This window comes from Phaeodactylibacter xiamenensis (genome assembly GCF_000759025.1).
GTDB classification, from domain to species: domain Bacteria; phylum Bacteroidota; class Bacteroidia; order Chitinophagales; family Saprospiraceae; genus Phaeodactylibacter; species Phaeodactylibacter xiamenensis.
This window is the reverse complement of the sequence record NZ_JPOS01000010.1, coordinates 178,890-199,851: the sequence shown is the minus strand read 5'-3', so window position 1 is coordinate 199,851 and position 20,962 is coordinate 178,890. Positions and strand designations below refer to the sequence as shown.

19 protein-coding genes and 4 tRNA genes are annotated in these 20,962 nt (G+C 51.0%); 17 read left to right on the top strand and 6 right to left on the bottom strand.

All coding sequences use genetic code 11. The features are described 5' to 3' along the window. The first annotated feature begins 59 nt into the window (after positions 1 to 59). From IX84_RS03235 to nqrF, 12 genes are all read left to right on the top strand, one after another. A complete protein-coding gene (locus IX84_RS03235) occupies positions 60 to 1,250 on the top strand; it encodes an ATP-binding protein (RefSeq protein WP_044216489.1) in 1,191 nt (396 codons plus the stop codon). A 135-nt stretch (positions 1,251 to 1,385) separates the two neighbouring features. Then, the gene (locus tag IX84_RS03230) at positions 1,386 to 2,147 is read left to right on the top strand and encodes a DUF6503 family protein (protein ID WP_044216488.1); all 762 of its coding nucleotides are present in this window, start codon (positions 1,386 to 1,388) and stop codon (positions 2,145 to 2,147) included. Next, entirely contained in the window at positions 2,144 to 3,145 is a 1,002-nt protein-coding gene (locus tag IX84_RS03225) for a glycosyltransferase family 9 protein (protein WP_044216483.1), read from the top strand. The genes IX84_RS03230 and IX84_RS03225 overlap by 4 nt, the downstream gene beginning before the upstream one ends. A 248-nt stretch (positions 3,146 to 3,393) precedes the next feature. Further along, entirely contained in the window at positions 3,394 to 4,530 is a 1,137-nt protein-coding gene (locus IX84_RS30625; protein ID WP_052515729.1) for a PorP/SprF family type IX secretion system membrane protein, read from the top strand. Positions 4,531 to 4,617: 87 nt separating this feature from the next. Next, on the top strand, positions 4,618 to 7,086 hold the full coding sequence (locus tag IX84_RS03215; protein ID WP_044216481.1) for an OmpA family protein: 2,469 nt from the start codon (positions 4,618 to 4,620) through the stop codon (positions 7,084 to 7,086). Between the two features lie 82 nt (positions 7,087 to 7,168). After that, positions 7,169 to 7,801, top strand: a complete 633-nt coding sequence (gene pnuC / locus IX84_RS03210; protein WP_160213638.1) for a nicotinamide riboside transporter PnuC — start codon at positions 7,169 to 7,171, stop codon at positions 7,799 to 7,801. Between the two features lie 265 nt (positions 7,802 to 8,066). Beyond that, on the top strand, positions 8,067 to 9,722 hold the full coding sequence (locus IX84_RS03205) for a Na(+)-translocating NADH-quinone reductase subunit A (protein ID WP_052515728.1): 1,656 nt from the start codon (positions 8,067 to 8,069) through the stop codon (positions 9,720 to 9,722). Between the two features lie 42 nt (positions 9,723 to 9,764). Further along, entirely contained in the window at positions 9,765 to 11,090 is a 1,326-nt protein-coding gene (locus IX84_RS03200; protein WP_044216478.1) for an NADH:ubiquinone reductase (Na(+)-transporting) subunit B, read from the top strand. A 30-nt stretch (positions 11,091 to 11,120) separates the two neighbouring features. Continuing rightward, positions 11,121 to 11,855, top strand: coding sequence for an NADH:ubiquinone reductase (Na(+)-transporting) subunit C (gene nqrC / locus IX84_RS03195; protein ID WP_044216476.1), 735 nt, complete (start codon positions 11,121 to 11,123; stop codon positions 11,853 to 11,855). A gap of 57 nt (positions 11,856 to 11,912) precedes the next feature. Then, entirely contained in the window at positions 11,913 to 12,623 is a 711-nt protein-coding gene (locus tag IX84_RS03190; RefSeq protein ID WP_044148960.1) for an NADH:ubiquinone reductase (Na(+)-transporting) subunit D, read from the top strand. 34 nt (positions 12,624 to 12,657) lie between these two features. Then, positions 12,658 to 13,269 carry an NADH:ubiquinone reductase (Na(+)-transporting) subunit E gene (nqrE, locus tag IX84_RS03185; RefSeq protein ID WP_044148961.1) on the top strand — a complete coding sequence of 204 codons (612 nt, stop codon included), beginning with the start codon at positions 12,658 to 12,660 and terminating at the stop codon, positions 13,267 to 13,269. 104 nt (positions 13,270 to 13,373) lie between these two features. Continuing rightward, positions 13,374 to 14,690, top strand: coding sequence for an NADH:ubiquinone reductase (Na(+)-transporting) subunit F (nqrF, locus tag IX84_RS03180; RefSeq protein WP_044216474.1), 1,317 nt, complete (start codon positions 13,374 to 13,376; stop codon positions 14,688 to 14,690). Positions 14,691 to 14,978: 288 nt separating this feature from the next. Here the strand turns inward: nqrF and IX84_RS32790 are convergent. The 5 genes from IX84_RS32790 to IX84_RS03170 form a co-directional block, all read right to left on the bottom strand. After that, positions 14,979 to 15,087 (bottom strand) — tRNA-Asp (locus tag IX84_RS32790). A gap of 42 nt (positions 15,088 to 15,129) precedes the next feature. Further along, a tRNA-Asp gene (locus IX84_RS32785) sits at positions 15,130 to 15,238 on the bottom strand. 42 nt (positions 15,239 to 15,280) lie between these two features. Next, positions 15,281 to 15,389: transfer RNA gene (locus IX84_RS32780), tRNA-Asp, on the bottom strand. Between the two features lie 42 nt (positions 15,390 to 15,431). Then, positions 15,432 to 15,540: transfer RNA gene (locus IX84_RS32775), tRNA-Asp, on the bottom strand. A gap of 263 nt (positions 15,541 to 15,803) precedes the next feature. Continuing rightward, complete coding sequence (locus tag IX84_RS03170; RefSeq protein ID WP_044216471.1) at positions 15,804 to 17,204, bottom strand: DUF819 family protein; 1,401 nt, start codon at positions 17,202 to 17,204, stop codon at positions 15,804 to 15,806. 81 nt (positions 17,205 to 17,285) lie between these two features. Between IX84_RS03170 and IX84_RS03165 the strand changes: the two genes are divergently transcribed. Both IX84_RS03165 and lspA read left to right on the top strand, forming a co-directional pair. After that, the gene (locus IX84_RS03165; RefSeq protein WP_044216469.1) at positions 17,286 to 17,756 is read left to right on the top strand and encodes a nucleoside deaminase; all 471 of its coding nucleotides are present in this window, start codon (positions 17,286 to 17,288) and stop codon (positions 17,754 to 17,756) included. Continuing rightward, positions 17,756 to 18,256: a signal peptidase II gene (gene lspA / locus IX84_RS03160; protein WP_052515727.1), complete on the top strand. Its 501-nt coding sequence runs from the start codon at positions 17,756 to 17,758 to the stop codon at positions 18,254 to 18,256. Before IX84_RS03165 ends, lspA begins: the two co-directional genes overlap by 1 nt. Before the next feature lie 14 nt (positions 18,257 to 18,270). On the opposite strand, the gene IX84_RS03155 is transcribed toward lspA, so the two are convergent. Beyond that, entirely contained in the window at positions 18,271 to 18,900 is a 630-nt protein-coding gene (locus tag IX84_RS03155) for a trimeric intracellular cation channel family protein (RefSeq protein ID WP_044216468.1), read from the bottom strand. 147 nt (positions 18,901 to 19,047) lie between these two features. Between IX84_RS03155 and IX84_RS03150 the strand changes: the two genes are divergently transcribed. The 3 genes from IX84_RS03150 to IX84_RS03140 all read left to right on the top strand — a co-directional run bounded on the left by IX84_RS03150 (position 19,048) and on the right by IX84_RS03140 (position 20,923). Continuing rightward, positions 19,048 to 19,971 (top strand): universal stress protein, encoded by a 924-nt coding sequence (locus tag IX84_RS03150; protein ID WP_160213637.1) that lies wholly within the window; start codon positions 19,048 to 19,050, stop codon positions 19,969 to 19,971. 158 nt (positions 19,972 to 20,129) lie between these two features. Then, positions 20,130 to 20,510 (top strand): hypothetical protein, encoded by a 381-nt coding sequence (locus tag IX84_RS03145; RefSeq protein WP_152604901.1) that lies wholly within the window; start codon positions 20,130 to 20,132, stop codon positions 20,508 to 20,510. Beyond that, entirely contained in the window at positions 20,507 to 20,923 is a 417-nt protein-coding gene (locus IX84_RS03140; protein WP_044216464.1) for a CBS domain-containing protein, read from the top strand. Before IX84_RS03145 ends, IX84_RS03140 begins: the two co-directional genes overlap by 4 nt. Positions 20,924 to 20,962: the final 39 nt, after the last annotated feature.

Below are 20,962 nucleotides of genomic sequence, written 5' to 3'. Positions count from 1 at the left end.
TCGTTTTTGCTGAAATGAAACAGTACTTTTATGTATTTTTGCTGTTTTAATACAGCAAAATGGACAGACTTAGAGAAAAGTCAGATCGATTACTGGGTAGTGTACAGCTGGATTTTCAGCGGGACTTGCTTCGCGAAATCAAATGGGATTGGCGTTTGATTTCACTGCTTGGTGCAAGAGGTGTGGGGAAGACCACCCTGCTTTTGCAGCGTATGAAGATGGCGCACGGTATGGACCGGACGGCCCTTTATGCTACCTTGGACGATATCTACTTCACAGACAACCGGTTGGCCGACCTGGCGGATACCTTTTTTAAGACAGGCGGGCGGGTATTGTACCTGGATGAGGTGCACAAATACCCCTCATGGGCGCGGGAAATTAAGAACCTGTATGATACTTATCCGGAGCTGCGCATTGTGTTTACCGGTTCTTCCATTGTGGAATTATTGAAACAAGAGGTCGATCTAAGCCGCCGTGCCCTGCTTTATGAGCTGCATGGCTTGTCCTTTCGCGAGTATTTGCAGCTAAAGGCAGGCGAAAAGTACGGGATCATTGACCTGAAGGATTTGTTGCAGCATCACCGTGAGCTGGCTGCTGAGATTGTAAAGCGCACACCACCCTTTGAATATTTTGGGGGATATCTGGAGTATGGTTATTATCCATTCTTTCTGGAAGGGGAGGCCTTTTATAAGGAAAGGCTGGAGCAGTCTGTTCGGCTCGTCATTGAAAGTGATCTCGATTTCATACCCGGCTACGACCCCCGGAATGCCCGGAAAATTTATCAGTTGTTTTACATTTTGGCATCCAATGTGCCATTCAAGCCCAACGTTTCTAAGTTAAGCGATAAAATAGGCGTGCACCGTAATACGCTGGTGCAATACCTGCATCATTTGCAAAGAGCCCGCCTTATTAATACGCTTTATCCTGCCGGACACAGCATCAGTACCCTGCAGAAGCCGGAAAAAATATTCCTGCAAAATACGAACATCGCCTACGCTATTGCACCGCAGGTGGATCCGGGAAGCTTGCGCGAAACTTTTCTCTTTACGCAGCTTCAGGGCAGGCATCATTTGTCTTTGCCTAAGCGCGGGGATTTCCTCATAGACGATACGGTGACCCTGGAAGTGGGCGGCGCTGGAAAAAGGAAGTCTCAAATCCGGGAGGTCCCAAATGCTTACCTGGCGCTCGATGGCATTGAAACGGGAGAGGATAGCCGCATACCGCTATGGCTGTTTGGGTTTTGCCGGTGATGGGTGCAGGGCAGAAGCAAAGGAAGATGATAAGCATCTAATCGGAAACTTCTACCCATCTCAAAAAATTATCGAAGGGCAATAATACTTCCGCGGTTTCACGGTGTTCTTTTCCCTGAACCCAAGCCCTTTACTATGCGACTAATCTGGCTATACTTTTTTTTGTTTTTGGGAATAGCAGGCTGTAGCCCCACGCCCAATCAGCCTGATGCCAATGATGCTCCCAACCCCACCACCCTCATCAACCAAGCCCGCACCGCTCACGGCAGCAGTAGGGTGGACAGCAGCACCATCACCTTTGATTTCCGGGGGCGGCATTACGTCAGTCAGCGCTCCGGCGGTCGCTTTCAGTACGAACGGCAGTGGGCCGATACCACCGGCACCGCCTACCGGGATGTGCTCACCAACGATGGGCTCTACCGGGAAATCAACGGCGAACGGGTGCCGCTTTCTGCCAAAGACAGCGCTGCTTACGCGGGCTCGGTCAACTCTGTGCTTTACTTCGCGCTGTTGCCCTATGCGCTGAACGACCCGGCCGTGCAAACTGAATACCTGGGCACGGCAACCCTCAAGAACGAGCCTTACCACAAAATCAGAGTCACTTTCCGGGCCGAAGGGGGAGGCGAAGATTATCAGGATGAGTACATCTATTGGTTTCACCGCGACCGGCATACGATGGACTACCTCGCCTACAACTATCAGGTGAATGGAGGGGGTGCCCGTTTCCGGGAAGCCTACAATATCCGCATGGTGGAAGGGCTGCGTGTTGCCGACTACCGCAACTACAAACCGGTGCCCCACAGCATGGAGGTCGCCGTGTTTGACTCCCTGTTTGAGGCCGGGCAAATGGAACAGGTTTCCCTGATCGAAACGGAAAACCTAACTTTGTCCCGATGAAAGTACTGATCGTCCGTTTTTCTTCCATTGGGGATATTGTGCTGACCACGCCGGTGATACGGGCGGTGAAGCAGCAGCTGAATGCCGAGGTGCATTACCTGACCAAGCGTTCCTTCCGGGGTATACTGGCGCACAATCCGTATGTGGACAAGGTTTACACCATTGATAAAAAGGTGAGCGAGGTCAAAGCAGAACTACAGGCCGAAAACTATGACTATGTCCTCGACCTTCACCACAACCTTCGCAGCCGGGAGGTCAAATGGGCACTCCGGGCCAAAGCCTACACATTCGATAAAATCAATCTGGAAAAGTGGCTGATCGTCAACCTGAAGGTCGACCGCCTTCCGGACACGCATATCGTACACCGTTACATGGCTACAGCGGCGCCTCTGGGGGCGGCCTACGATGGTCAGGGCTTGGATTATTTCATACCGGAGGAAGACGAAGTGGCGATGGGCGCACTGCTTTCCACCAACGTCCTGGGGCCGGTAGCTGATGCCCCGGCTTACACCGCTCTTGTCATTGGCGCTGCCCATAACACCAAGCGGCTGCCCACTCATCGGCTCATTGAGCTTTGTCAAATGCTCACCGGGCCGGTCGTTTTGCTCGGCGGCCCGGCTGAGGCTGAGGAGGGGCAAGCCATCGCAGATGCTGGTGGCGGGCATGTGCTCAACACCTGTGGCAAATTCAACCTCAACCAATCCGCCTCCGTAGTGCAGCAGGCCAGCCGGGTCATTACCCACGACACCGGCCTGATGCACATCGCTGCGGCTTTTCGCAAGCCCATTGTTTCGATTTGGGGCAACACCATCCCCGAATTTGGGATGTACCCCTTTTTCCCGGAAGGGGAGGGGCACAACACCACGGTACAGGTCGAAGGCCTAAAGTGCCGCCCCTGCTCCAAAATCGGCTATCAACGCTGCCCCAAAGGGCACTTCCGCTGTATGGAAGACCTTCCGCTGCAGGCTGTGCAGAAGGGCCTGGAAAAAATGGCGTAATGTCTTATATCCGGTCAAATCCATGCGGGTTAAGAGCTAAGTAACGCTCCTTAACACCTATCTTGCCGGGGATTTTATCAATTTGTTCCAGAAATCAATTATCTTTCGGTCTTTGAGTGCAAGTTTGTACTGCCCTTCAGGCAGCACAGGCGGGCACAGGGCCTCAAAATTGACCAAAAACGGGCTCCGTATTCCCAGATGCTGAAGGTACACCCGATGGTGCGACGTTCTAAAAACACTAATACTCTATGAAGCTAGTCAGAACTCTACACTTCTTTCTATTCTTTGCCGTTCTCGGAAGTTTGCAAGCACAAGACCTACACTATACTTTGTTCAACATGTCTCCGCTGTCGCTCAACCCGGCGAATACGGGTGCCTTTCTGGGCACGGTGCGCGTGGGGGGCATTTACCGCGGGCAGTGGTGGGCTGTCGGCGACCGGGGGTACAACACGCCTGGTGGTTATGTTGACGCTCCCATCATCCGGGGGTTCCGTGATCAGGACTGGGTGGGCGTAGGCGCCTATATTTTGCAGGACCGTTCCGGCTCAATCCGCTTTACGACCCGCTCCAATGGTTTGTCTGGTGCTTACCACCTGGGGCTGGATAAGAAAGGAGCGTCTGTGCTGACGCTCGGTGTGCAAATTGGTAGTATTACGCGGAGTTTGCGGTCCAGTGATATCCTTTTGGGTTCTAACTGGGATGCAGGTGAAGGCGAATTCATGTCATATGATGATGGGATTGAAGACCCTGCAATCGGCACTGGTGGCAGTACAGGAACCGGCGGCAATATGAATGCCAACGACAACGACATATCCAACTCTTACCTCGATATCCGTGCCGGCCTGCTGTTCAAACAGAAAATTGATGATTTCGACAACTTCGAAGCAGGGGTCGCCTTTGGGCACCTCAATGTACCAGACTATACTTTTGGCGGCGGTGGCGGCGGTGGCACTGGGCCTATTCCCAACCCTACTCCTGGCAACAACAATACCGAAAGCAGCGACCGCCAGCCTATGCTGATTACCACTCACGCCCGCTATGAATGGGCTTTGAATAATAAATGGTCCGCAGCCCCTACCGTAATGTGGCAAACGATGCGCGGACAGCATGAGATCAACCTGCAGGCCTGGGCTGGGTACGACCTTAAGCCAGAGGATCAGATCAAAGTCCACATGGGCTTAGGCTACCGGGTCGGTGATGCTGCGAAAATCCTCGCCGGGCTGGACTACAAAGACCTGCGGGTTGCTGCTGCATTCGACCTGAACGTGTCTGCATACCGTACTGCGACAGACTTTCAGGGCGCATTTGAAATTGCAGCCTTCTACATCTTCAAGATTTACAAAGAACCGGAAATCAAGCCGGCGATCCTTTGCCCGAAATTCTAATATCATTTAACGTTTTATTAAAAAAGCTGCAACCGGCTTTAGCGTTTACCAAACAAAAAGCAATTGGACAAACTATCCGGAAAGTCTATGAAAAACGCATATTTAATTCTCGGGCTGATTCTTTTTTCTGGCCTTCAAGTGCTGCAGGCCCAGCCCCTGACCAAATCATCTGTAGAACAGAACCTCATCGCAGCCCGCAAGTCCTGGGCGAACCTGGACTACGTGAATGCGCTGGAATACTACGAGGATGCCTATGAGGACAGTGATGAGCGTGCACTGATTGATACGATTGCCATCCTGCAGTTCAAGGTGCGCGACTACCGCTCGGCAGAGCGTTGGTTCAGCCGTTTGCTGCGCCGTGACAAGGAAGAGGAATTCACTAAGTACCGCTATACCTACGGGCAGTTGCTGAAGATGAACGAAAAATATACAGAAGCAATTGAGGAATTTCAGCTGTTCCTCGCATCTAATCCCGGAGATAGCCTGGAAACTCTGGCAAAGAACGAAATCTCCGGCGCTGAGCTGGCCCTGGAGCTTCCCCAAAACCTTAAAGGCGTGACGGTGGAAAATGCGGGCCGTGACCTTAACGACAAGGTGTCTGAATACACGCCAACCCTAAGCAGCAATGGTAAGGAAATTTACTTCGCCACTTTTGATGCAGATGATGTCATCTACGTGGATGAGGAGAACATGGAAGAGACCTACGCCATGATTTACCGCTCTACCCTGGATGATACTGATTGGTCGAAGCCTCAGGAACTGGGTGGCGAAATCAACCGCCCCGGTTTCCACAACAGCAACGTACGCCTGTCCCCGGACGGCAGCACCATGTACTTCACCCGTGCCAAGCTGCAGGGCAACACCGTCTCCGAAAGTAAAATCTACTTTAGCAAAGGCGGAGGCGACTCCTGGTCAGGCGCACAGGAACTGAAAGGTGTGAACGGCGATTACATTGCAAAGCACCCTACACCGGGAGAACTTTACGGCAAGCGTGTCCTTTTCTTTGCTTCTGATATGGAAGGCGGCTACGGTGGCTTTGACCTGTACTACGCTACCCTCATTGGCGAAGGCGAATACAGCGCCCCGGTCAACATGGGGGATGTCATCAATACTCCTGGCGATGAAGAAACACCTTACTACCGGGAAGGGACCCTCTACTTTGCCTCCACCGGCCACCCTGGCCTGGGCGGGTTTGATCATTTCTACTCCACATGGGATGGGGAGAAGTGGAGCCCGGTCCTGAATATGGGCCGTGGCTACAATACAAGCGTAGACGACTATGGCTTCACGCTGGATGAAGAAGGCTACTTTGGTGTACTGACCTCCAACCGTGCCGGCGGACGTTCCGCTTATGGCCGTACCTGCTGTGACGATATCTACACGGTAAATATTGCCCGTATTGTGGTCGACCTGATGGTTGGCACATTTACGGCGGATAAAAAACCGCTGACAAGTAGCACCGTCTACCTGGTCCCCACGACAAACGATAAGATGGGCACCCCAAATGCTCAAAACTCCGGCGATAAAAGTAATGTCGTAGGTTTTGACCTGGCTTTGGAGACCCCCTATATGCTGATCGGCACCCACCCTGATTACTATCCGGATACGGTGACGCTGAATACGGTTGGCGTTAAAGAATCCACTTCACTGGAGCACCGCTTCTACCTGGAGCCTAAGCCTGTGCCTCCGCCGGAGCCTGAATTCGACACACTCGATATCAATGAGCCCATTGTTTTGGAGAACATTCTGTACGACTTTGATAGTGACCGGATTCGGGAGGAGGCGGAAAGCGACCTGCGCGCTGTTCTTGAAATTCTGAATGACTATCCGGAAATGGTCATTGAGCTGAGTTCTCATACAGACAGTCAGGGGGGGGACGATTACAACAAAGACCTTTCCCAGCGCCGTGCTGAATCTGCCCGCCGCTGGCTGGTCCGTGAAGGGATAGACCGCGACCGTATCGTGGCCAAAGGCTATGGCGAGAGCCAACCACAAACCGTTAACGCACGAGCCGCTGCCTTAGCCGATTTCCTGAACGAAGGGGATGTGCTGACTCCGGAGTTCATTGATGCTTTGGAAACCCAAGAGCAAAAGGAAAGAGCGTATGAATTAAACCGTCGTACCGAGTTTAAAATTCTGGAAGGCCCGACCTTCATTACAATTAAGCGGATACAGAAGAAAGAAACTACCAAGGAAGCACCGGACCGCGGCAGTTTGCCTGGCGGCAAGCCTGAGATGAAGTTTGTGAAGGAGTTTGTGGATTTCGGTCAGGTACGCAAAGGCGAGCAAAAAGAGTACACTTTTGTATTCTACAACGCTGGTGATGCGCCTTTTACTATTGATCTGATCTCTGCCTGCGACTGCACCAAAGTGGTCAATGACCTCACTGGTGAAACCTTTGAGCCTGGTGAGAAAGGCCGGCTCGAGATCATTTTTGATAGCTCGGAAAAAGACGAATCTGAAGTCATCGATATTGATATTTTCCTGGCGGAGTCTGATGAAAACGGCACTCCCCTCATGAAGACCGTTCAATATAAGTTTGAGCTGGTGAAATAAAAGTAACGCAACAAGCTTTTGCTTTAAGAGTGGCAGGTACCCGATGGTGTGGTGCCTGCCACTTTTATTTTACCTTTGTGGGATGATGCAAGACATAATGAAGGAAGCAGGCGTACTGAGCTGGGTAGACTGGGCAGCGACTATAACAGCCCTCTTCTATATCGTATTGGCCGCACGGGAGAAGGTTTGGTGCTGGTTTTGGGGCATCATCAGCTGTAGCTTGTGGGCGTATGCATCCTATGCTTTTTACGAGCTTTACCTGGATGCCATTTTGCAGGTATTCTACGTTGTTATGGGTTTTGTCGGGATTTACAACTGGCGTTACGGAGGCGAGGGGAGCACAAAGGCCCCGATTCGGCGCTTATCCTGGAAGGAGCATCTGCCATATCTGGCAGGAGGGACTTTGCTGTCTATTGCATTTGGTTATTTCTTTGATCAGTATACTCCTGCTGCGGCGACCTACTGGGACGCCTTTACCACGGTGTTTTCGATACTTGCCACTCTGTTGCTCGTTCAGCGTTACCTCGACAACTGGGCATATTGGGTGGTGATCGACACCATATATATAGGGTTGTATTTCAGCCGGGAAGCCTATTTGTTTAGTCTGCTGATGGTTGTTTATACGGCAATCGCTGTTGTAGCCTGGGCAAGCTGGCAAAAATCCTGGGAGAAACAGCACAGCCATGAACAAATCGAAAACTCGATAAGTCTATAGGGCAAAAGATTTAGTGTTTTTGATCACACAGGAAGATATGTGGCTCTTGCTGGCAGGAAGACTGCTGTGAGTCAATTTGTAACCTATTGATAATAAAGGGGATAGCTAATTTATTTAGAACAAATCTAAATAATTGCCTTAAATAAACTAAAGCAAATGTCAGCTTCTTCTTTATGGTAAAAGGTTCCTATATTTGCGGTGTTTTTGAAAAGCCTGTAAGTAATTTTAGGGTAGAAAAAACTACCTCATTAATGAATAAATAAGAATGAAACAAACAGTAAGCAAAGGCATTCTGCTCATTCTGGCGATGGGCGCCTACACAACTAGCTGGGCGCAGGCAGGGTCCGGAGGTAATGGATTTGGTTCCGTGCTGACCTATTCCCTGATCGCTATCGCTGTGCTGATTTTCTTCTTCCTCATCATTCAGGTGTCCAACAACTTGCTGGCTATTGAAGCCAAGCAGCTGGGCATTGACGAGGATAGCGGTGAAGTTGGTACTGGAAATGATGGTTTCCTTGGCCGCTTGTTTAAGCCTAAAAAGCCTGCCTTCCTGGACGAAGATACTCCGGTGACGTACCTGCGCCGTGGTCATGACATCGCGCTGGAAGGTGAAGCTGAGCTTAAGCTTGACGAATCTGTACAAGCGATGACTTTCGCTGTGCAGCCTACCAACTTCCTGGGTATCTCTCCAATTCCTAAAATGGTAGTGGAAGAAGGTGCAGAGGTTAAGGCAGGCGATCACTTGTTTTTCGATAAGAACCGCCCCGAAATGAAGTGGGTGGCACCGGTCAGCGGTGAGGTGATTGCTATTGAGCGTGGCGCCAAGCGTGCCATTACTGCAGTGACTATTCTTGCAGACAAGGAGCAGCAGTACCGGGAGCTGTCTGCTTTTGATCTGGACAACAGCAACCGTGATCAGCTGGTAGAGTATCTGCTGGATGCGGGTGCCTGGACGCTCTTCCGTCAGCGCCCGTTCAATGTGGTTGCGGATTACAACGAGGTGCCCCGGGATATTTACATCTCGACTTTTGATACGGCTCCGCTTGCGCCGAATCTCGACTTTATTGTTGAGGGGCAGGAAGCTGCTTTTCAGAAGGGCCTTGATGTATTGGCTAAGCTGACGAGCGGAAGTGTCTATCTCGGCCTGAATGCAGGCGGTGATACTGCTCCTGCCAAAGCTTTTACAGAAGCCAGAGGCGTGAAGCAACGCTGGTTCCATGGTAAGCACCCTGCCGGTAACGTAGGTGTGCAAATCCACCACACCAAGCCGATCAGCCTTAGTGCCAAGGTTTGGACGCTGGGTGTGCAGGAGGTGCTCACGCTGGGCAAAATCTTCACTGAGCAACGTTACAACGCAGAACGCGTGGTGGCGCTGACTGGGGCAGAGCTTAAAAAGCCGCTTTACGTCAAGACCAAAGTGGGCGCCAAAATTGAGGACCTGCTGAAGGATAACCTGGCGAACGACCATGTGCGTTTTATCTCCGGTGATGTGCTTTCTGGTAAGCGCAAGGAACTCAACGGTTTCCTCGATTTCTATGATGACCAAATCACGGTCGTGGAAGAGGGAGACGACTACGCTCTCTTCGGTTGGTTGCTGCCGAGTTTCAATACGCCAAGTATTTCCACTACTTTCCCATCGGCACTGGTGCCGGATATGAAGTTCAAAGCCGAGACCAATACGCATGGTGAGCGCCGCGCTTTTGTGGTGACCGGTAACTATGAAAGTGTATTACCGATGGACCTTTACCCTCAGGAACTCATGAAGTCGATTCTCATCGGCGACTTTGAGAAGATGGAGGGGCTGGGGCTGCCTGAACTCGTTGAAGAGGATGTGGCACTTTGTGAATTTGTATGTGTTTCCAAGCAACCGGTGCAGCAGATCCTGCGTCAGGGGCTGGACACTATGCGCGAACAAGCCTAAGCATTAGTTAACTTGAATTGAAAATCTCACGATAATAGAGATATGAAAAACGCATTATTAAAAGTACTCAAGAACATCGAGCCGGATAAGGAAAAGTCTCCGCTTTTGCACACGGTTTATGATGGCTTCTTCACTTTTGCCTTCACGCCTAACTTTACAACTAAGGATGGTGTCCACATCCGCGATGGTATGGACCTGAAGCGGCAGATGGTACACGTTGTACTGGCTTTGCAGGTCCTCTACCTGTTTGGTACTTACAATATTGGGCATCAGCACTTTGTGGCACTGGGTGAGTACACCGGCTTCCTGCAGGGCGTTCACCTCAAGCTGATCTACGGTTTGATCAAGATCATCCCGATCTTCGTAGTGACGCACGTAGTAGGCCTGGGTATTGAATTCTATTATGCCTACAAGAAAGGGCACGGTATTGAAGAGGGTTTCCTCGTCTCCGGTGCACTGATTCCGCTCATTATGCCACCGGATATTCCACTGTGGATCCTGGCAGTATCCGTAGCTTTTGCCGTATGGATTGGCAAAGAAGCTTTCGGTGGTACGGGTATGAATATTCTCAACATAGCCCTGCTGGCGCGTGTATTCGTCTTTTTCGCTTACCCAACCTACATCTCAGGTGATGAGGTGTGGATTGCAGGTATCGAGAAGGCTGCCGAAGGCGGTTACTTCGGTCAGGCCTACGGTGCAGTGTATGGCTTTTTTGACAACATCTTCGCAAGCCTCGGGCTCGCCACCTTTGGTGCCGGAGGTTCAGCTGTAGTGGATGGCTACACGGGGGCAACGCCACTGGCTATTGCCTCTAAAGAAGGCTGGGATGCTGTAACACAGACCTATACGACCGGGCAAATGCTCTGGGGTACGATCCCGGGTTCTATTGGCGAAAGCTCTAAGCCACTCATTATCGTTGGAGCTTTGTTCCTGATCATTACGAAGATTGCGGACTGGAAGATCATGGTCTCCATGGTCTTTGGTGCAGCGGTAATGGCGTTATTGCTCAACGCATGGGGCGCAACCGAATTCATGGAAGTTCCCTGGTACTATCAGTTCTACATGGGTAGCTTCCTGTTTGCTATGGCATTTATGGCAACGGATCCGGTTACGGCTTCGTCTACAGCAACAGGTAAGTGGATTTACGGTTTCCTCATTGGTTTCGTCGGTATGATCGTACGGGTGCTCAACCCGGCTTATCCGGAAGGGTGGATGCTGGCGATTCTGTTCATGAACGTTTTTGCTCCACTAATCGACCACTACGTACTGCAGGCCAATATCAACCGCCGTGCAAAACGGATCAAAGCCACAATGAAGTCAGAAACACCAGATGCGCCGGCACCTGCTACCGCTCCGGCACAAGCTTAATGTTTCTCTAAACCAAAAGAATAAGTACTCATGGAGTCAACAAAATATGTAGTCATATTCATCCTCATTCTTACCGCAACGGTAGCGGTTAGCCTTACCGGATTACGAGAGGCGACCAAAGCACAGTCGGCTACGAATGAGGACATCTTTAACAAGCGTGCCATCCTGACGGCAGTGCAGGACTACCTGCCAAACGGCCAAAAAGTGGCAGACCTCTCAGATGAACAGGTCCTCGAACTGTTTGCGGAGATGGAGCAGCCGGTTGTAGATATGGAAGGTAACATCATTGAGGGTGTGAAAGCTGAAAGTATCGATATGGCAAAAGAACGGAAAAAGCCGGAAGCAGAACGCCGCCTGCCTGTTTACGTTTATGAGCAGGATGGACAGAAGTTTTACATCCTTTCTGTTCGTGGAAACGGGCTGTGGGATGAGATCTGGGGCAGTGTTGCACTGAAAAGCGACCTCAATACCATCGCAGGAGCTACCTTTGACCACAAGGGTGAAACGCCTGGCCTTGGTGCAGAAATCAAGGACAATCCTTCGTTTGCCGCGCAGTTTGAGGGCAAGGAAATTTACGAAGCAGATGGAGACTATGTTTCTATCAAAGTGCGTAAAGGTGGTGCCCGCGACCCTAAGCACGAAGTGGATGGTATCTCTGGTGCTACCGTTACTGCTGACGGCGTGAGCGAAATGCTCTACCGCGGCCTGCAGTACTATCAGCCTTACATAGATAAGGTAAAGCAAGAGAGCTTCCTGCTGAATTAATCAAAAATCTAAACCGGTGGGCTTTGGCTCACCGCCTCACATAAAAACAAGAAAACAATGGCTGAGACTGCTGTAAAAGAGAAAGAGTCGGTATTTCAGTTTGGCAAAAAAGAGCGCAAGCTGCTCACCGACCCACTCAACGACAACAACCCAATCACCGTGCAGGTACTGGGCATTTGTTCTGCCCTGGCGGTAACCTCTCTGGTTTACCCTTCACTCGTGATGGCCATTGCGGTAATTTTCGTTACTGCTTTTTCCAGCTTGTTCACTTCGCTGTTGCGGAATTACATTCCCAAGTCGGTACGTATGATTGTTCAGCTGGTCATTATCGCCTCGTTGGTGACGGTGGTGGAGCTGACCCTGAAGTACCTGAACTATCCGGTCTACAAGCAATTGTCTGTTTATATCGGTCTGATCATCACCAACTGTATCGTAATGGGCCGCCTGGAAGCTTTCTCCATGGCAAACAAGCCGTGGCGTTCTTTCCTCGATGGTGTGGGCAATGGCCTGGGCTACGGTGTGATTCTGGTGGCAGTAGGTGTGGTGCGTGAACTGTTTGGCAAAGGCAGCCTGTTTGCCGGTAGCCCGATTGAGCTGAAAATTATTGGCCCAACTGCTGATTACCTGGTGAATACGACAGACAGCATGCTGTTTGGCTGGTACGCCAATAACAACCTGATGGTACTGCCGGCTTCGGCTATGTTTATCATCGGCATCATGATCTGGATTCAGCGTAGCTACAACACCAAACTCGTTGATGTATCCTAATTCACCAAACGCAAACCATTAACAAAGAGTAACAATGGAATTTCTAAATACTTTTCTCAAAGCGGCTTTCATCGAGAACCTGGTCCTGGCTTACTTCCTGGGCATGTGTTCTTACCTGGCCGTGTCAAAGAGTGTGCAAACGGCGTTTGGTCTTGGACTGGCCGTAATTTTCGTACTGGGTATCACGATGCCGATCAACTGGCTGATCAGCGAGTACCTGCTGAGCGAGTCAGGATTGCTGGGCATTGACCTCACGTTCCTGCGCTTTATCCTCTTCATTGCAGTAATCGCCTCAATGGTGCAGCTGGTAGAAATGGTGGTGGAGAAGTACTCCCCATCACTTTACAGCGCCCTGGGAATTTTCCTCCCGCTGATTACGGTAAATTGTGCCATCCTTGGTGGTTCCCTCTTTATGGTATCCCGGGAGTACAATCTGTCTAATGCAGTAGCGTTCGGCTTGGGCGGTGGCTTCGGCTGGTTCCTGGCGATCATCGCGATTGCTGCCATCCGTGAGAAAATCCGCTACTCCAATGTGCCGCCTGCACTGCGTGGCCTGGGTATGGCTTTCATCCTGACCGGGCTGATGGGTATCGCCTTTATGAGCCTTATGGGTATTGACCCGGCCGCTTTCACCACTAATGGCTAAGCCATTGGCTGGACTGACGGTACGATGACAACAACTTTCAAAAGCTGTAGTTATCTTTAGGACTGTCAGGAGTTCAATTTAACAGATACAAAACCTAAGATAGAATGACCACGATCGTATTTGCTGTAGTTGTGTTCAGCCTTGTGATTCTGGCACTGTCTTTCATGTTGATCGCTGCGCGTAAGCGTCTTGTCCCTCAGGGTGACGTTAAGATCATCGTGAATGGCGATGAAGAGAATCCAATGCTGGTAAAGCCAGGATCGTCCCTGTTGGGCGCCCTGTCTGATAAAAGCATATTCCTGCCTTCCGCTTGCGGTGGAGGTGGCACTTGTGCCATGTGTGAATGCCACATAGACGAAGGTGGGGGAGATGTCCTGCCTACTGAACTTAACCACCTTACCCGCCGGGAAGTAGCTGAAAACAAGCGCCTTGCATGTCAGGTGAAGGTCCGTCAGGATATGCGTATCCGCATCCCTGAAGAAATCTTTGGTATTAAGAAGTGGGAATGTGAAGTGGTCTCTAACTACAACGTTGCTTCTTTTATTAAGGAGTTCGTCGTTCGCCTTCCTGAAGGAGAAACACTTGATTTCGAATCGGGTGGATACATTCAGATTGATGTGCCTAAAGTAGAGGTTAATTTCAAGGATTTTGACATCACCGCTCACCCGCGGATGACTGATAAAGCTCCTGATGAGTATCAGGAAGAGTGGGACAACTTCAAGATGTGGGACCTCAAAATGAAGAATGATGAGGAACAGTTCCGCGCCTACTCTATGGCCAACCACCCGGCAGAGGGCAACATCGTGATGCTGAATATCCGTATTGCGACACCGCCATGGGACCGTAAAAATAATACCTGGATGCAGGTTAATCCTGGTGTTTGCTCTTCTTACGTTTTCAATCAGAAGCCAGGCGATAAGGTAGTGGTCTCTGGTCCTTACGGCGAGTTCTTTATCAAGCCGACTAAAAAGGAAATGGTCTATATCGGTGGTGGTGCAGGAATGGCACCGCTGCGGTCGCACATCTTCCACCTTTTCCACACGCTAAAGACAAAAGACCGTAAAGTATCTTACTGGTACGGTGGCCGTTCCAAGCGCGAGCTCTTCTACACGCAGGACTTCCGCGAAATTGAGCAGGAGTATGATAACTTCAGCTACCATATCGCCCTTTCTGATACTAAAGTGGCTAACGAGGTAGATAAGTGGAAAGTCAAAGAAGACATTAACGATAAATCAGGTGACGGCTACCTCGGCTTCATCCACCAGGTGCTATATGATAACTACCTGAAGGACCATCCGGAGCCGGAAGAAATTGAGTACTACCTTTGTGGTCCGCCGCTCATGCTGCAGGCTGCAATGAAAATGCTTGATGACCTTGGTGTACCTGAGGAGAACATCGCATTTGACGACTTCGGAAGCTAAACCGAAGGCACCACGATAAAAAATAAAGCCGCTTCCAAAGGGAGCGGCTTTTTTGCGTTAAGTGCCTGTTGTAAATTTAGGTAAAGGGGAATGACAGATGAAGATATTGCTGTAAGGGCAGGATTATTCCGCTAAGCTCCATGTACTTCGTGCTCGAACCTGCACGGAGTGGTTTTGCCCGGAGGCTAGTCCCATAATCTCCACCCCCGAGACGGGAGGGCGCGGCTGCCAGTTTCGCCACCTCACAGTATTGAGAAAACAAAAGCGCTGCATTTAGCGCCTTGATTGCTGTAAGGGCAGGACTCGAACCTGCACGGAGTGGTTTTGCCCGGGGGCTAGTCCCATAATCTCCACCCCCGAGACGGGAGGGCGCGGCTGCCAGTTTCGCCACCTCACAGTATTGAGAAAGACCAAAGCGCTGCATTTAGCGCCTGAATTGCTGTAAGGGCAGGATTCGAACCTGCACGGAGTGGTTTTGCCCGGGGGCTAATCCCATAATCTCCACCCCCGAGACGGGAGGGCGCGGCTGCCAGTTTCGCCACCTCACAGTATTGAGAAAAACCAAAGCGCTGCATTTAGCGCCTGAATTGCTGTAAGGGCAGGATTCGAACCTGCACGGAGTGGTTTTGCCCGGGGGCTAGTCCCATAATCTCCACCCCCGAGACGGGAGGGCGCGGCTGCCAGTTTCGCCACCTCACAGTATTGAGAAAAACCAAAGCGCTGCATTTAGCGCCTGAATTGCTGTAAGGGCAGGATTCGAACCTGCACGGAGTGGTTTTGCCCGGGGGCTAATCCCATAATCTCCACCCCCGAGACGGGAGGGCGCGGCTGCCAGTTTCGCCACCTCACAGTATTTTTGAAAATTTGCAACGCTTTTGCTGCTTTCGATAATACAAATCTAAGGTAAGCTTTGTTTTATTGCAAATTTGATAAGAAAAAATAAAAATAAATAGAACGGAATCAAAATTAAGCGGGCTTTATTGGTAATATGCCAATAAAGCCCGCGATATGTGGTGAGTTTTTGAAAATTTCAAAAGAAGAGGACAAGCTTTGGTGTTTTATAAGGTAAAAGTGTCTTTTCGTTGCATAAAATGTAAAGCTGGACGGTTGTGGCTAGCCCACGGCTACGGATTGCATTAAAAAGGCACAGATCAAAGCTCCGTAAGTACCCAACGCATACCCCAGCACCGCCATTAGTACACCCACAGGGGCAAGAGCCGGGCTGAAGGCAGAAGCTACAATTGGCGCAGAAGCGGCACCGCCCACGTTCGCCTGACTGCCCACCGCTACGAAGAAGAAAGGAGCCCGGATGATTTTGGCCGTTATGAGCAGCGTCGATACGTGAATGAGCATCCAAACGATACCGATAGCAAAAAGCCCCAGGTTTTGAAGCACCTCGCCCAGGTTCATTTTCATACCTATAGTTGCTACCAGGATGTAGATGAACACACTACCCCAGCGTGAAGCCCCAACGCCCTCCAGTTTTCTGGCATTGGAAAAGGATAACACCAGGCCCATGGTAGTGGCAATAACAATCAGCCAGAAGAATCCTGACATGAGGGAGTTCATCCGGGCGGCTTCCAGCGCTGCTTTGAATTGGCTGACCCAGGGTACGATTACATCAGCGCCCCAGTGTGCCAGTGCGACTCCTCCGAAGCTTACTGCGAGCAACACAAAGGTCTCCGTAGTGGAAGGAATCTTTGCCACACTCGCCTGATAGTCAGAAACGCGCTGCTTGAGGTCGGTGATAGCGCTATTGTCTGCTTTGAGGCGGCGGTCCAGCTTATCCGAAATGCTGGCCCCGTAGAGCAGGAAGCCCATCCAGATATTGGCTACCACAACGTCCACCACAATCATGGAAGCAAAGAGGTTGTCTTTTACATCAAAAATCTCTTTCATGGCCGTTTGGTTGGCACCACCGCCGATCCAGCTACCTGCTACCGTAGACAATCCCCGCCAGAGCTCGTCGTTCGTGACCGGGATGAGGTCAGGGAAGACATTAACGATGAGCAGCAGTGCAATAGGGCCGCCGAGTATAATGCCAAAGGTAGCTGCTACAAACATGATAAGTGCCTTTGGGCCAAGGTTCAAAATGCCCTTGAAGTCAATACCCAGGCACAACAGCACCAGACTGGCTGGCAGCAGATAGCGGGAAGCTACAAAGTAAAGCTGTGATTTAACCACGAACTTTTTCAGGTCTTCCTTCGGGATATTTTGATCGGTAATAATCTGTTTGAGGGTGCTCCAGCTGGCATTTTCTGTGAGGTTGGGGGCAATACCGCTGTCACGGAAGTGCTCTGCCATAGCCCCAAGATCATACCACGAAGGAGCAATCAGCCCAAGTGGCCAGTGTAGCAAGGCTGGGAGGAAGTAACACAGCAAAAGCGGGGGCACGTAGGTATAGAATTTCTTCCAGCCCGGTTTTTCGCTGGCAGAAGTCACAAAAACCAGGGCCAGCACACTGATGAGCAGCCCGAGAATCACCGCATCGTTGGTAAAGAAAGGTTGTGTCATTTTTCGTTGGATGTTCGTTGGCCTAAATATACCAATTTCCATCTCCCTGCGTAAATCGTATCTTGCAGGCAAAAATCCGGTATGGAGGATCAGGACTTTATGAGCGTTGCCATAGCACTGGCCAAGGCAGGGGTGGAGCAAGGCCTGGGTGGCCCCTTTGGTGCGGTGGTGGTTAAAGATGGCGTCATTATCGGCAGGGGGCAAAACCGGGTGCTGGCTGATGCAGACCCTACTGCTCACGCTGAGGTGGTGGCAATCCGGGATGCCTGTGCGCACCTGGGCAGTTTTCAGCTTGACGGCTGTACCCTGTACACTTCCTGCGAGCCCTGCCCCATGTGCCTGGGCGCTATCTACTGGGCACGTCCGGCCCGTATGGTCTATGCCTGTACGCGGCACGATGCAAGCGCAGTAGGCTTTGATGACGGAATGATTTACGAAGAGCTTAACCGGCCCATGGAAGAGCGCCGTATTCCCACACAGCAGTGCATGCGCAATGAAAGCCTGAAAGCTATGGAGCTTTGGGCCCGCAAAACTGATAAAACCGAATACTAATGATGAACTTCACTGTAGATGGCAAACGGATAGCGCTCGTGCTGGGCGTAGTGATTGCCAATATCGTGCTCGATCAGGTTACCAAAAGCATGGCCCGGGAGCAACTCATGGGCGCCGGGCAGATTTCCTACCTGGGCGATTTCTTCCGCCTCTCCTTTGTAGAGAACCGGGGGGCTTTCCTCAGCCTTGGTGCTGATATGTCGGAGCAACTGCGGTATTGGGGGCTGAAAGTCCTGCCTGTTCTGCTTCTGATCGGGCTGCTGGGGTATACACTGTTCTCCCCAAATTTGACCAAGCTGCAAATCCTAGCCTTTGCCTTTATCCTGGGCGGCGGCATCAGTAATGTGTACGACCGGCTTCTCTACAATCAGGTTGTCGATTTTATGAATATGGGCTTCCCCAACCTGCGCACCGGCATTTTTAATTTTGCCGATGTCTCTATTATGGTGGGGCTGGGGCTGATGCTGCCGGAGTTGTTCCGGCGGCCTTCGGAAAAGTAGAAGGCCTTTTCTTTTCAGCTTTCTTTAGAAGGGTTAGACGTCCGTCCCGCTTCCGGTAAGCCCCAGTGATAGCGGACCGCTACGATGCGAAGGGCAATGATGAACAGTACGGTGCTCATCACGCTGTAGTCGTAGGGCAGACCAGTCTGCCGGAGGATGAGGAAAAGCACTGCACCTGCCAGACAAGCCGTGGCGTAAATCTCACTTCTGAAAATCAGCGGCTCCACATTGCAAAGCGTATCACGAATGACCCCGCCGAATACGGCAGACACCGTGCCCATCATCACGGCGATGACCGGCGATATACCAAAGTCAAGCGTTTTGGTCAGCCCTAAAATGGTAAACAAGCCAATCCCGATGGTGTCGAATAGAAACATCGTACGCCTAAGCTTGTAGATATAAGGCTGGAAAAGATAACCAAAGGAAGCCCCGCAACCGATGGCGATAAGGTAGTTGAGGTCCTGCATCCAGCCCACCGGCGTCGCTCCGATGAGCATGTCCCGCACACTGCCGCCACCTACCGCGGTGATAAAAGCGATGACAAACCCGCCAAACAGGTCAAACCGCTTATTGGCTGCCGTTAGCATTCCGCTAATGGCAAAGACAAAAGTCCCCACGATATCCAGTGCGTAAATCAGGTCCATGCTTGATGCCTTTGCGGCAAATGTACAGCCATTTGATAAAAGTCATCATGTGGCTTTGATTATTATCATCGCAACTAAGGTGGGTGAAGTCTACATTTGGGGTAGTGAAAATACCTAACCATTATGATGTCCTTAAGCCAAGCCACAATGAGTACAAGCAAAAGCCAAAAAATAGAACCTTTCCAGATTCGGCAGGGGATGCTTGCCCTGGAGCTGGGAAGTACGGACAACAAAACCCTGGAGTACCTGGACTTTCTGACAGGTCAGGTGCCTACCGGGGCGATTTATTTCCTGCATGTGCTGCCTCGGTTTGATGTGCTGAATTCTATGCTGGGCCGCGAAGCGGAGGGCATGATCAGCAATTACGAGATCAACGATGAGGTAGTGACAAAGATGGACCGGGAGATTCGTGCCCGGATGAGCACGCACGAAGGCATGCATGTGGAATTCGATGTCAAGGAAGGCTCCCCATTAGAGCAACTGCTGGAAGATGCCAAGGATGTGAACGCTGACTTGGTCATCATCGGGCAGAAGAGCGGAGTGAGCCGGCACGGGATTTTGGCCAAGAACCTGGCCCGCCGCGCACCTGGCAACACCCTGATCGTACCCGATCGTTCCAAGGTACAGCTCAAGCGTATCCTGGTACCGATTGACTTCTCGCCGCATTCCATCAACGCTATGCGCAATGCGCTGGCCCTGAACGAAAGCCTGGAAACACCCGCTGAAATTGTTGCGGTCAACATCTACGAGATGCCCAACCTCAGCGTATACAAAATTCAGCGCACCCGGGCACAGTTCGAAAAAATGCTGCGGAAAGACCACGAAGAAGCCTTCGAAGCTTTTCTGAACACGCATTTCCCGGACCAAAAAGAGCAAATCCGCATCGAGCTCATCATGCAGGAAGCACCGGGCATCGCCCAGTACCTGATGGAGTTTGCTACAGCAGAGGAGGCGGATATGATCGTCATGGGCGCCAAAGGGCACTCCAAAGTCGAATTGCTCCTGCTCGGTAGCGTCACAGAAAAGCTGCTGGCTATTAATGAGCACATTCCGACCCTTGTGGTCAAGTAAGATACCATACCATACCCTAACCAGGTATTAAGAATCTATTTAGTGAGGTTAGTTTTTCGGGAGGCCGCCAAAATCAGATTTTGGCGGCCCTTTCCCTCAGCCTCAGCCAAATTCAACCAAATCAGGCGCAGCCCGGCTGTGCAGCAAAAGTCAATGCCATGATCATTTCTGATAGCAAAACCATACGTGATATTCAGGCCGAATTCCACCGGACTTTCCCGGGGTTGAAAATTGAATTTTACAAACAGGCGCACGAGTCTGGTCAGGGCTCGCCGGTCAAAGAGCGGATTGATGCGGACCTGAAGCTTAAGTTTGTGCGGGAGGTACATAATAAAGAGGATTTCGAAATCGACCCATCTATGACCGTGGCTTCCTTCGAGCAGCTTATGGCGGACCGTTTCGGGCTCAACGTACAAGTCTTCCGCAAATCCGGCAACCTGTGGATGCAAACTACCTCTACAGACCACTGGGCACTGCGGGAACAAAACCGTAAAGGTGCCTCCTCTGAAAGTCACTACAACGAAAAGCACAACGTATGATCACATCAACGGTCGCAGTAAGCGATATTATGACCAGAAATGTTCTTTTTGCGAAGCCCGGGCAGGCCTTTGCCGAAATAGCCCGCCTTTTTGCAGAAATGGACATCCACCACCTGCCTGTCACCGATGAGGATGGCAAGCTGATTGGTATCATCAGTGCTAATGATGTGATGCGTGGTTTTAGCCGCCGGCTTTTCAACAGCCCCGACGGCTCGATTCCCCTTGATCAATCTTTGACCGTTGCTGACCTGATGACGAGCAACCCGGTCTATTTAACGCCGGCCAATTCCATTCAAAAAGCCGCAGAATTATTTGCGCGCCACCGCATTCAGTGCCTCCCGGTAGTGGAAGGCACCAAGGTGGCAGGCATTATCACGACTCGCGACCTGGTGAAACATTTCGCCGGTATCTAAGATTAAATTGGCTTTTGCGACTAGGATGAGGGGCGGCTG

What these genes read in the sequence shown, in the direction of transcription:
- IX84_RS03230 (WP_044216488.1), top strand. Translation starts at nt 1,386, where the DNA reads ATGCGACTAATCTGGCTATACTTTTTTTTGTTTTTGGGAATAGCAGGC.
- IX84_RS03145 (WP_152604901.1), top strand. Translation starts at nt 20,130, where the DNA reads ATGATCATTTCTGATAGCAAAACCATACGTGATATTCAGGCCGAATTC.
- IX84_RS03215 (WP_044216481.1), top strand. Translation starts at nt 4,618, where the DNA reads ATGAAAAACGCATATTTAATTCTCGGGCTGATTCTTTTTTCTGGCCTT.
- IX84_RS03235 (WP_044216489.1), top strand. Translation starts at nt 60, where the DNA reads ATGGACAGACTTAGAGAAAAGTCAGATCGATTACTGGGTAGTGTACAG.
- IX84_RS03155 (WP_044216468.1), bottom strand. Translation starts at nt 18,900, where the DNA reads ATGGACCTGATTTACGCACTGGATATCGTGGGGACTTTTGTCTTTGCC.
- IX84_RS30625 (WP_052515729.1), top strand. Translation starts at nt 3,394, where the DNA reads ATGAAGCTAGTCAGAACTCTACACTTCTTTCTATTCTTTGCCGTTCTC.
- IX84_RS03150 (WP_160213637.1), top strand. Translation starts at nt 19,048, where the DNA reads ATGAGTACAAGCAAAAGCCAAAAAATAGAACCTTTCCAGATTCGGCAG.
- IX84_RS03140 (WP_044216464.1), top strand. Translation starts at nt 20,507, where the DNA reads ATGATCACATCAACGGTCGCAGTAAGCGATATTATGACCAGAAATGTT.
- nqrE (WP_044148961.1), top strand. Translation starts at nt 12,658, where the DNA reads ATGGAATTTCTAAATACTTTTCTCAAAGCGGCTTTCATCGAGAACCTG.
- IX84_RS03205 (WP_052515728.1), top strand. Translation starts at nt 8,067, where the DNA reads ATGAAACAAACAGTAAGCAAAGGCATTCTGCTCATTCTGGCGATGGGC.
- nqrC (WP_044216476.1), top strand. Translation starts at nt 11,121, where the DNA reads ATGGAGTCAACAAAATATGTAGTCATATTCATCCTCATTCTTACCGCA.
- nqrF (WP_044216474.1), top strand. Translation starts at nt 13,374, where the DNA reads ATGACCACGATCGTATTTGCTGTAGTTGTGTTCAGCCTTGTGATTCTG.
- pnuC (WP_160213638.1), top strand. Translation starts at nt 7,169, where the DNA reads ATGATGCAAGACATAATGAAGGAAGCAGGCGTACTGAGCTGGGTAGAC.
- IX84_RS03165 (WP_044216469.1), top strand. Translation starts at nt 17,286, where the DNA reads ATGGAGGATCAGGACTTTATGAGCGTTGCCATAGCACTGGCCAAGGCA.
- lspA (WP_052515727.1), top strand. Translation starts at nt 17,756, where the DNA reads ATGATGAACTTCACTGTAGATGGCAAACGGATAGCGCTCGTGCTGGGC.
- IX84_RS03225 (WP_044216483.1), top strand. Translation starts at nt 2,144, where the DNA reads ATGAAAGTACTGATCGTCCGTTTTTCTTCCATTGGGGATATTGTGCTG.
- IX84_RS03170 (WP_044216471.1), bottom strand. Translation starts at nt 17,204, where the DNA reads ATGACACAACCTTTCTTTACCAACGATGCGGTGATTCTCGGGCTGCTC.
- IX84_RS03190 (WP_044148960.1), top strand. Translation starts at nt 11,913, where the DNA reads ATGGCTGAGACTGCTGTAAAAGAGAAAGAGTCGGTATTTCAGTTTGGC.
- IX84_RS03200 (WP_044216478.1), top strand. Translation starts at nt 9,765, where the DNA reads ATGAAAAACGCATTATTAAAAGTACTCAAGAACATCGAGCCGGATAAG.